The organism is Pseudomonas sp. P7779, assembly GCF_013386315.1.
Taxonomy (GTDB): domain Bacteria; phylum Pseudomonadota; class Gammaproteobacteria; order Pseudomonadales; family Pseudomonadaceae; genus Aquipseudomonas.
The window spans coordinates 1-9,805 of sequence record NZ_JACARZ010000175.1 but is presented as its reverse complement, the minus strand read 5'-3'; the positions used below and the strand labels follow the sequence as shown (position 1 = coordinate 9,805).

Annotated in this window: 11 protein-coding genes; 3 read left to right on the top strand and 8 right to left on the bottom strand. The window is 61.6% G+C overall.

The window, feature by feature from the left end:
- Positions 1 to 170: 170 nt before the first annotated feature.
- A complete protein-coding gene (locus HX869_RS30730; protein WP_017475247.1) occupies positions 171 to 659 on the bottom strand; it encodes a type VI secretion system tube protein Hcp in 489 nt (162 codons plus the stop codon).
- A 187-nt stretch (positions 660 to 846) separates the two neighbouring features.
- Between HX869_RS30730 and HX869_RS30725 the strand changes: the two genes are divergently transcribed.
- Complete coding sequence (locus HX869_RS30725) at positions 847 to 1,761, top strand: NAD synthetase (RefSeq protein ID WP_178904141.1); 915 nt, start codon at positions 847 to 849, stop codon at positions 1,759 to 1,761.
- Positions 1,758 to 2,246, top strand: a complete 489-nt coding sequence (locus HX869_RS30720) for a hypothetical protein (protein ID WP_178904140.1) — start codon at positions 1,758 to 1,760, stop codon at positions 2,244 to 2,246. The genes HX869_RS30725 and HX869_RS30720 overlap by 4 nt, the downstream gene beginning before the upstream one ends.
- Positions 2,247 to 2,250: 4 nt before the next feature.
- On the opposite strand, the gene HX869_RS30715 is transcribed toward HX869_RS30720, so the two are convergent.
- From HX869_RS30715 to HX869_RS30685, 7 genes are read right to left on the bottom strand one after another with little or no spacing between them, the layout of a single operon-like run.
- On the bottom strand, positions 2,251 to 3,282 hold the full coding sequence (locus HX869_RS30715) for an ABC transporter substrate-binding protein (protein WP_003218283.1): 1,032 nt from the start codon (positions 3,280 to 3,282) through the stop codon (positions 2,251 to 2,253).
- Between the two features lie 17 nt (positions 3,283 to 3,299).
- On the bottom strand, positions 3,300 to 4,403 hold the full coding sequence (locus tag HX869_RS30710) for an FAD-binding oxidoreductase (RefSeq protein WP_008430551.1): 1,104 nt from the start codon (positions 4,401 to 4,403) through the stop codon (positions 3,300 to 3,302).
- Entirely contained in the window at positions 4,400 to 5,743 is a 1,344-nt protein-coding gene (locus HX869_RS30705; protein ID WP_178904139.1) for an NAD(P)/FAD-dependent oxidoreductase, read from the bottom strand. The genes HX869_RS30710 and HX869_RS30705 overlap by 4 nt, the downstream gene beginning before the upstream one ends.
- Positions 5,740 to 6,030, bottom strand: a complete 291-nt coding sequence (locus HX869_RS30700; RefSeq protein ID WP_003218277.1) for a (2Fe-2S)-binding protein — start codon at positions 6,028 to 6,030, stop codon at positions 5,740 to 5,742. Before HX869_RS30700 ends, HX869_RS30705 begins: the two co-directional genes overlap by 4 nt.
- Positions 6,030 to 6,824, bottom strand: a complete 795-nt coding sequence (locus tag HX869_RS30695) for an ABC transporter permease (RefSeq protein ID WP_003218275.1) — start codon at positions 6,822 to 6,824, stop codon at positions 6,030 to 6,032. Before HX869_RS30695 ends, HX869_RS30700 begins: the two co-directional genes overlap by 1 nt.
- Before the next feature lie 4 nt (positions 6,825 to 6,828).
- Positions 6,829 to 7,674, bottom strand: coding sequence for an ABC transporter permease (locus HX869_RS30690; RefSeq protein ID WP_003218273.1), 846 nt, complete (start codon positions 7,672 to 7,674; stop codon positions 6,829 to 6,831).
- Positions 7,671 to 8,699: an ABC transporter ATP-binding protein gene (locus tag HX869_RS30685; RefSeq protein ID WP_178904138.1), complete on the bottom strand. Its 1,029-nt coding sequence runs from the start codon at positions 8,697 to 8,699 to the stop codon at positions 7,671 to 7,673. Before HX869_RS30685 ends, HX869_RS30690 begins: the two co-directional genes overlap by 4 nt.
- 241 nt (positions 8,700 to 8,940) lie before the next feature.
- On the opposite strand from HX869_RS30685, the gene HX869_RS30680 reads away from it, so the two are divergent.
- A complete protein-coding gene (locus HX869_RS30680; protein ID WP_003218269.1) occupies positions 8,941 to 9,771 on the top strand; it encodes an IclR family transcriptional regulator in 831 nt (276 codons plus the stop codon).
- Positions 9,772 to 9,805: the final 34 nt, after the last annotated feature.

Genomic DNA, 9,805 nt, shown 5'->3' with positions numbered 1-9,805 from the left:
TTGATCTTAGGCGCCCCGTTAAACCACGCTCCAAAGCCGGAGTGAGCACACCGAGCAAGAGCCTTTTGGTTACGTTTGGGCTCCTTTCAAAAGTGACCCGCTGTAAGTGCGGAACCGGGCGGTAGCCTGCCAGCCAACGAGCGGCGTGCCTGACGCACGCCGCTTCCGGGTCACATTTTGCTGTTCTCGCGAATATTCCATCCGTACTTGATCGCTCCCCCGTCTTTGCCACCATCCGACTTCTGCGGCTGATAGCTGACTTCCACCTTGGCGAAGTTCAGGCTGATTTCTTCGGTCAGCACGTCGCTCGTCGTTACCGCAGTGGTCTCGTAGGACGACACCATCACCTCCTTCAAAGTGATCACCAGATATTCCACCGCGCTGCTGCCGCCGGCCTTGCGCACCACAAGCCTTGCCTCGGGATAATGCTTGCCGGTGGAGCAGGCCATCATCAGGTTGGGCGTGGACTTGTCCAGGGCCTTGCTGATCGCCAGGTTGCCCATATTGACCTTGCCCGCACCACCGCCAGTGCCGGAATGCATGTTGCCCGACTGGGTCATGCGCCATCCCCATTTGTTGATTTCGATTTCATCTCGGTGTGCCTGATCCTTGGACTCACCCTTGATGTCTCCCAGCTTTAAAAACATATCAACGGCCATTGTTGCTCCCTGTTCCTGTGTTCGCCGGTAGTGGCACGGGGCGTACTTTTCCTATTCGCACGATGGCCTACAAGAGGTGGGAACAGGATCAGGAAGTGCCTGTCGAGAAAAAGTAAAACCTCCGACATTTTTTCGGGATATGGATTCTTTAGGCTCTGCGCTCTTGTGAAATCCCGGAGTAAAAGGAATGACTTCCAGCCTCTTGAAGGACGGTTTTCCCAGTGCGCACCTCACCACCCGTGAGCGGATTGAAAGCAGCATCGACCTGCGGCGCCTGTTTGCAAGCATTGATGCCGATCCGGCGATTGCCGGGGCAGGGGTGGTGTATCTCGATGACCAACTGTGGCCGGTAACTCTGCGTGAGTTTCAGCCAATTTGCAGCGTGCTACCCAAGCGAGTGATCTTGCGGGAAATGCCACGGTCCATGGCCCGCCTGGATTTTGTCCGGCAGTTGGAGCACGAACCTAGGGAGTCGCAGGTGGTGTTTGAGGCGGTGGGGATGGGGTTGGCGTGTACGAGTGCGGTGTTGGGGTGGATCGTGGTGACAAGTGGTTCAGCGGCGATCCCTTTTACACTCGGTACCAGCTCCGTAGTGGTGGCAATTGGCTTCAGTGCTACTGCCGCCAGTACGGCTCAATGTTTTAACGCTGGGTATCGGGTGTACAAAGAAGTGACCGAGCCTTCACGTAATGACATGTTGGACAGTGAGCAGTGGTATCAACGCGCAATAGCTGTTTTGGACGCAATATCTCTTATCGGTGCGAGCACGTCGTTTCTGACGACGGTCAAGCTTGTAAGAACCATCAAGGCTGCAACGGCAAAAAGTTGGCGGGATGTACTCAGAGGGTTAAGTCGGCAAGAACGCGCGAAACTGACCAAGGAGCTGCTAAGTATCAATCACCCGCAGTTAACCTCGAAAATGTTGAAGCTTAAGCAGGCGTCTGGCGCGTTACCCAAGCGATTTACATCTGCAGAGCTTAAGCATGCGACGCTTACCCAAATAAAAGATGTCGTTGGAGCTTCCGCTGTGGTGATGGGAAGCGCCACGTCTGGAAATTTGAGAACGATTGCCGTGGGTTTGTACGAGGAGTTCGCTGAATGATTTTTCTGATGAGCCTTCAAGAGTTCCTGAACTTTCTAAAGCGCTACTTTCCAACATTTATGATGGCAATTTATGCCCAGATATTTACTTTTGCGTTCGGTATTCCCTTGATGTTTGACAGCTATTTTAAAGAGATGCCTGTCGGGGATAACCTCAGATATTCATTTTTTACCGGCCTTGGTCTGGCTTTGCTGGCTTCGCATTGCAACTTCATGATCGCCTGCGGCTATCCTGGTTGGGTATGGATTCCCGTAGTGCTGATGATTCTGTGCCTGCTCGGCGTTCTGCCGACGATTGACTATCGCCCGCATAAGGTCTTCTACGTGTTGAGCATTCTGTTCCCCCTTCTGGCGCTGCTGTTGCTTAACAGCAAACGCCACCGTGAAGTGCGTAGCGAGTGGGTCAAGCTGCGTCAGAAGCGCCACCGGGTCATAGCGATCATTCGGGGCCGGCGCCGAAAAAAACAGCGCCAGTCATCAGCATGACGGTCTACCGCTCAATCGACCGACTCCACCGCGCATTCCACTCGGGCCGTGCCTGGTTCACCTGGTCCCAGTCAATCGAAATCGCCGTCTGCAAATAACTGTTCATCGCCTCCACCCGCGCCCGGGTTTTGTCGGTAGTCGGCGTCGTAGGATTCGAAGGAATCTGATCCCCCAGTTCCAAAGCCGGCGCCTGAGCCTCTGCGGTCAACAAGAACTGCGCCAGTTTTTGCGCCAACTCCGGCTGGTCATTCCGCGCAATCACACACTCCGCCACGTTCAACACCACCGCGCCTTCTTTCGGCTGCGCATACTCCATCGGCACACCCAACAACTGTTGCGTGGTCACCTGCGTCGGCGTCAGCGGAAAGATCGCCGCCTCATCCGTCTGCACCATCTCGGAAATCTTCGCCGAGCTGGCGATGTACTCCAGCACGTTGGGCCCGACGGTTTTCGGCCAGGCCTTGAACCCCGGCTCCACGTTGGTCTCGCTACCCCCCTGAATCCGGTTGAACATGAGGAACCCGTGCAACCCAAATGTGGACGAGGCCAACGACTGGAACACCACCTTGTCCTTGAAGCGCGGGTCGGCCAGGTCCATCCACGACGTCGGCGGCGCCCAGCCCTTTTCCTTGAACATCTTGGCGTTGTAACCCAACCCGGTCACCCCGAGCGTCACCGCAACCGCTTCTTCCTTGATCTTCGCCTTGGCCGGAATCTGGTCCAGGGTCGGGTTGGGCGTGAGCTTCTCGCACAACCCCATGGAAATCGCGCGGTACATGATGCCGTCGTCGAGGAACATCACGTGCATCTGCGGGTTGTCCTTGTTGGCCTGCACCTTGGCCAGGATGTCCGACGAGGTGCCCGGCACGATCACCACCTTGACGTTGTTGGCCTTTTCGAACGCGGGCAGCACCTTGTCGGCGTAGACCCGCTCCATGGTGCCGCCGTTCATGCCCAGGTACAGCGTCGGTGCGGCGTGGGCCGCCGTGCTCAACAGGGCGAGGGACAGGCAAGACAGCGCAGTACGTTTGATCATGTGCATGAATCTTCCTCTCAGGCTTGGAAACGACGGATGGAAAATGCTTCGATGGGCTGCCGGCTGGCCCCCGTGCAGACGATCTCTGCCAGGGCTTCACCGACCGCAGGGCCGAGCTGGAACCCGGCGCCGGCAAAGCCGAAACCGTGGAGCAGGCCGGGTTGGGTGCTGCTGTCGCCGATCACCGGTTCGTGGTCGGGCAGATAACCTTCGGTGCCGCTCCAGGTACGGATCGCCTGGGCACCCTTGAGGAACGGGTACAACTCGCCGGCATTGCGCAGAATCTCCAGCACCGCCGCCTGGCCCGGGCGGGCTTGTTGCGGGCCCAGGGCAAAGCCGCGCCCGCCACCGAGGATGCAATTGCCCCGGGCGACTTGCCGCGCATAAATCCCGCCGCCTTCCACCCCGGTGCTCACGTCCATCACCACCGGCAACGGCTCGGTCACGAGCATCGCCGGGTGCGCCGAGGTCATCGGCACCGGCTCGCCAAAGTGCGCGGCCACGGTGCCGGCCCAGGCGCCGGCGCAGTTCAGCAGCCAGGGGGCTTGCAGCTGCAGCCCATTGGCACAGCGCAACTGAAACCGCTGGCCGTCATGTTCAAGATGGGTGACTTCGGTTTGCTCCATCACCCGAGCACCGTGGCGTTGCGCCGCGCGGGCAAAGGCGGGGGAGACCAGGCGCGGATTGGCGTGGCCGTCTTCGGGGCATAACGACGCGCCGACTGCCACATCACCCACCCACGGGAACCGGGCGCGCAGTTGAGCGTGGTCGAGCATTTGCAGGCCCAGGCCAAAGCCACGTGTAGCGTCGGCGTAAGCCTGCAGAGCCGCCAGATCGTCATGACTGCGGGCCAGTTTCAAATGCCCGGAGCGCACGTATTCCCCGTCGATGCCAATCAGCCCCGGCAAGTCGGACCATAGCTCATGGGCACGCTGCGATAGCGGCAGTTGGTGCAATGGCCGCCCCTGGCGCCGCACGCCGCCATAGTTCACACCGCTGGAGTGCGAGCCACAAAAGTCCCGCTCCAGCAGCACCACGCGCCGACCTTTCTGCGCCAGCATCAAAGCCGCCGAGGCCCCGACAATCCCGCCACCCAACACGATCACTTCACTGTCGATCATGGCTGCACCTCCACGCCAAACGGCAAGGGTTTGATCGGTGCCTGGCCACGCAGGCGGCCAACGTTTTCAATCTCGCGGCCACTGCGCTGGGCAACGATTTCCGCCGCCGCCAGCCCGCACATCCGGCCCTGGCAGCGGCCCATGCCAACCCGGCAATGGGCCTTGACCCGGTTCACTTCCCAGTGGCCTTCGTCCACCACCGCGCGTACTTCGCCGACGCTGACTTCTTCACAGCGGCACAGGATCAGTTCGTCCGGAGCTTCAGCGGCCCAGTTTTCCGGGAAGGGGAAGGCGGTTTCCAGGCCGTGGCGAAAGCGCTGGATACCTGCCAGTTGTTGTTCCAGCACGGGCCCGCGACGGTGGTCGATGGCAACACCGCTGTCTTCGAGCAAGGCCAATGCCGCTCGCTCGCCGGCCATTTGCGCCGCATCGGCGCCCATGATTCCGGCACCGTCGCCAGCCAGATACACGCCCGCGACACTGCTACGCCCGGCCGCATCTCGCTGGGGCAACCAGGCGCGGTTCAATGCATTCCAGGCAAATTCACAGCCGAGTAAATCCGCCAGTTGAGTCTCGCTGCGCAGGGCATGGGCGAAGGCCACGGCATCACAGGCGATTTCCTGCTGGTCCCAGTGGATGCCCGTCACTCGTTGCTCGCCGTTGATGTGCGAAAGCGTTGCCCCTTGATGCACCGGGATGCCGTGGGCCGTGAGCCAGGCGCGGTAGTACAAACCCTTGGCCAGGGTCGCCGGCTGGCCGAGCAATGCCGGCAAGGCGCGGCATTGGGCGCTGAACGGTGCGCTGTCGAGCACCGCCACCACCCTGGCCCCGGCCTTGGCGTACTGATACGCCACCAGGTACAGCAACGGCCCGCTGCCGCAGAACGCGACACGCTCACCGATGGCGCAGCCTTGATACTTCAGCGCGATTTGCGCCGCGCCCAGGCTGTACACACCGGGCAGCGTCCAGCCCGGCACGGGCAGGATGCGGTCGGTGGCGCCCGTGGCGACGATGATCTGCGCGTATTCGATGCTTTCGGCGTGGCCGTTGTTGAGCATGTCCAGGCGGCCATTTTCCGCATTCCACGCCAGGGTTTCCGGCCGGTAGTCGATCCGGGTGGCCAGCTCATCCATGGTGCGATGCAGCGCTGTCGCCTTGCCCGCTTCAAACCCATACAGCTGCTTGGCCGAGCGCTGGAAGTTCGCCGGCTGGCGCCGATAGATCTGGCCGCCACCGCGCAGGCTCTCGTCCACCAACACCGGGGTCACGCCATGGTCCAGCAAGGTCCGGGCTGCGGTAATGCCCGCCGGGCCTGCGCCCACTATCACCACGCTCTTCATGCCTGGCGCCCCGGGTCACGGCGAATCGCCTGGCCGTCTTCCAGCAAGGTCGAACAGGCGCGCACTCGCCGACCATCCTCCAGCCGTACCCAGCAATCCTGGCAGGCCCCCATCAGGCAGAAACCGGCGCGGCGTTCGGCGCTGAAATCACTGCCCCGCAGGTGCTCGGCGCAGGTCAGTACGGCAGTCAGCAAGGTGTCCCCGAGCAGGCCCGTGGCAGGCTGCCCATCGAGGGTGAACGCCAGGCTGGGCCGCTCGGTTTCCGCCAGTCGTTTGAACAGTGCCATCAATGTTTCCCTACCAACACGCGATCCAGGCCGTAGACCCGGTCCAGCAGAATCATTGCCGCCGCCGTCAACCCGATCACCAGCGCCGACACGGCCGCCATCATCGGGTCGATGGATTCGGTGGCGTACACGTACATGCGCACCGGCAAGGTCTGGGTGGCCGGCGAGCTGACAAAGATCGACAGGGTCACTTCATCGAAACTGTTGATGAACGCCAGCAACCAGCCGCCGGCCACGCCGGGCAGAATCATCGGCAAGGTGATCTGGCGAAACAGAGTGAAGCGGCTGGCGCCGAGGGATTCGGCAGCCTGCTCGGCGCTGCGGTCAATGCCGATGGCGGCCGCCAATACCAGGCGCAATACGTAAGGCGTGATGATCACCACGTGGGCCAGCATCAACCAGGTGAAGCTGCCGTTGACGCCCATCATTGCGAACAGCCGCAGCATCGCCACCCCCAGCACCAGGTGCGGGATGATGATCGGCGAGAGGAACAGCGCACTGAAGAAGTTACGGCCGGGGAACTGGTAGCGACTGATTGCCAGCGCCGCCGGCACCGCGATCAACGTCGCCAGGGTGGCGGCAACGAACGCCAGGACCAGGCTGTTGTAGAACGCCTGGATAAAGTCCGCGCGCTCGAACACCGCATGAAACCAGCGCAGGGAGAAGCCCGAAGTGGGCAGGCTCAAGGTATTTTCCGGGGTGAAGGCCACCAGGCACACCACCACCAGCGGCGCCATCATGAACAGCACCACCAGGCCGTGAAAGCCCAGGGCCAAAGGACCGTTTCTGGACATCGTCTTATACTCCCAGGGACTTTTTGTAGCGGCCTTCGACCATGCGGTTCCAGCTCAGCATGATCAGCAAGTTGACCAACAGAAGCACCACCGCGATGGTCGCGCCCATGGGCCAGTTGAGTTCCGAGAGGTATTGGTCGTAGACCACCGTGGCGACCATCTTCAGGCGGCGTCCGCCCAGCAGGCCGGGGATCGCGAAGGAGCTGGCAGCCAGGCCGAATACGATCAGGGTGCCGGACAGCACGCCGGGCATCACCTGCGGCAACACGATCTTGCGCATCACCGTGGCCTGGCTGGCACCCAGGGACAGCGCCGCCTGTTCCGCCGACGGGTCGAGCTTCTGCAGGGAGGTCCACACCGGGATGATCATGAACGGCAGCATCACGTGCACCAGTGCGATGATCACGGCGAACGAGGTGTACAGCAGCTTCACCGGCTTGCCGCCCAGGGCCTGGATCACCTGGTTCACCAGGCCATCGGCACCCAGCAGCAGGCTCCAGCCGAAGGCCCGCACCACCACCGAAATCAGCAGCGGGGTGAGGATCAGGATCAGGAAGATCGAGCGCCAGGGCGTGCCCATGCGGCTGAGGATGTAGGCCTCGGGCACGCCGATCACCACACACAGCAAGGTCACCAGGGCACTGATCCAGAAGGTGCGCCAGAAGATTTCGTAGAAGTACGAATCGCTGAACAGCGACAGGTAGTGGGCGAAGGTCCACTCATCGGCCTTCACCCCCACCTGATAGTCGAACACGTTGAACGACAGCACCAGTGTCAGGCCCAGGGGCAGGATCAGCAGCCCGAAAAACAACACCAGCGCCGGCAACGACAACAGGTAGCCACGGCTCATGCGCGCACCTCATCCGCGGCCAGCACCCGCAACAGGTTCGACTCCCAGTCCAGGCCCACTGCAGCGCCGCAAGCCAATGGCGCGCTGCCGTCATTGCGGCGGACCACGGTCAGCTCGCCGATCTGGGTCTTGATGCGGTACAGCCATTGGCTGCCGAAGAAATAGCTGTCGAGGATCTTGCCTTGCAGGCGCCCTGAGCCGGCGGCCACCAGGTCGATCTTTTCCGGGCGCAGGCTTAGGGTCAGCTCGCCGTTGCCGGGCTCGAAGCGCACTTGCGGCGCGCCGAGTTGATCGAAGTCGCCCGCCAGCAGGTTGGCCTTGCCGACAAAGTCCGAGATAAAGCGCGTGCGCGGGTGTTCATAGAGTTTGTACGGCGCGTCGATCTGGGTGACGCGCCCGGCCTGCATCACCACCACGCGGTCGCTGATGGACAGTGCCTCGGCCTGGTCGTGGGTGACCATCAGGGTGGTGATCCCGACTTCACACTGGATGCGGCGGATTTCGAACTGCATCTCTTCCCGCAGATTGGCGTCGAGGTTCGACAGCGGCTCGTCCAGCAGCAACACCGGCGGTTCGATCACTAAGGCGCGGGCCAAGGCCACGCGCTGGCGCTGGCCGCCGGACAGTTCCCGCGGGTAGCGCTCGGCGTGGGGCGCCAGGCGCACCAGTTCCAGCACGGTCTTGACTCTGCTTGCGATCTCAGTGGCAGGCACCTTGCGCATCTTCAGGCCGAAGGCGACGTTGTCGCGCACGCTCATGTGGGGGAACAGCGCGTAGCTCTGGAACACCACGCCCAGGCCACGGCTGGCGGGTTTGGCATGGGTGATGTCGCGACCGTCGAGGACGATCTGGCCACCGGTGACGTCGACGAAGCCGGCGATCATTTGCAAGGTGGTGGTCTTGCCGCAGCCCGAGGGGCCGAGCAGGGACACGAATTCGCCTTTTTCCACCGCAAGATCAGTGGCGACCACCGCGTCGACGGCGCCGTAGCGTTTGCTCAAGGCGTTGAGTTGGAGAAAAGCCATGTCTGCGTTCCACCTTTTTGAGTCGCGTCGAAACGCGCTTTTTTGTTTTGGGCAGATGCGAAAAGGGTGTTGCGGGTGCGTTGGCGCTCGATCTTGAGTCGGCTGCCGTTAGTTGTTCATTTCGCCCCTGTGGACGCAGATTAGGGCGAAAGACTAGGATGGCGGAAGATGGAATTTCACTGGATAGAGTACTTTTTTCAGTTTCATTCACTGAACAGAATTTAGTGTGAGATATCGGCTTATGGATTCCACTGAGCGGAATGAAAGTGTCAAGGAAGTCGGCGCCGGTGGCGTCTCCCGGTTGTTTGCATTACTGCGCATCCTCGGCGCGGCGCCGGACGGTGGTGAACGGGTGACGCAACTGGCGCAGCAGGTGGGGCTGTCGCAACCCACCACCCACCGACTGCTGCGCAGCCTTATGGACGAGGGCATGGTGGAGCAGGATGCGCGTAGCAAGCGCTATCGGCTGAGCCTGGAGTTCTTCGCACTGGCGGCGAATGCGGGCAACACCGGCAACCTGCGGGACCTGGTGCGGCCGAGCATGTTGCGCCTCAGTGCGTCGTTGGGGGATTCATTGTTCCTGCTGGCGCGCAGCGGGTTTGATGCGATCTGCCTGGACCGCAGTGAAGGGCCGTATCCGATCCGTACCTTTACCGGTGATATCGGCGGCCGCGTGGCGCTGGGCGTGGGGCAGGGCAGCCTGGCGATTTTGGCGTTTTTGCCGGAGGAAGAGCGCGAGACGGTGATCCGCTACAACTTGCCGCGGCTCAAGGATTTTCACCTGTACGACGAGGTGTTTTTGCGTTCGGAGGTGGAGAGTGTGCGGCGGTTGGGGTATGCGGCGCGCAATACCGGGGTGCTGGAAGGCATGGCCGGGTTGGCGGTGCCGATCCTGGATCGTAATGGGCATGCGGTGGCGGCGTTGAGTGTGGCGACCATCAGCGACCGGCTGGGGCCGGGGCGGCTGCCGACGGTGGTGGAGTTGTTGAAGCGCGAGGCGGCGGCGATCGGGCCGAAGATCAACCCGTTTGATCCGACGTTGCGCCGGCCGTCGCAGATCTTCGGTGGGTAGGTAATACCAGTAACGACACAGATCAAATGTGGGA